Source organism: Pseudomonas sp. HY7a-MNA-CIBAN-0227, from assembly GCF_040310325.1.
Lineage (GTDB): Bacteria > Pseudomonadota > Gammaproteobacteria > Pseudomonadales > Pseudomonadaceae > Aquipseudomonas.
Window position 1 is genome coordinate 1 of record NZ_JBEOPT010000142.1, and the last position, 270, is coordinate 270.

1 protein-coding gene is annotated in these 270 nt (G+C 39.3%); it reads left to right on the forward strand.

Features of this window, described 5'->3' with window-relative positions:
* Window positions 1–270 (forward strand): diguanylate cyclase (locus AAEZ06_RS27325; RefSeq protein ID WP_350617234.1); only part of this gene is annotated, 270 nt, incomplete at both ends.

The window sequence follows — 270 nt, forward strand, 5'->3', positions numbered from 1 at the left end:
GACAAGCCGAGATCTTTCTCTAAAGATGATGAAGATGCCTTGGAAGACCTTGGCAAAATTGTCGCAGAAGAACTGCTGTCGATTCAGCAAAATACCTTAGATGCGCTAACCGGTATTTCTAATCGTCGTGGCTTTGAATTACTCGCTAATAAGACGCTTGCTTATGGTGATAGGCTTGATTTTGCAACGTGCTTAATTTTCTTTGATTTAGATTATTTTAAAGCAATTAATGACAATTTTGGCCATGAAGAAGGTGATACTGCCTTGAGG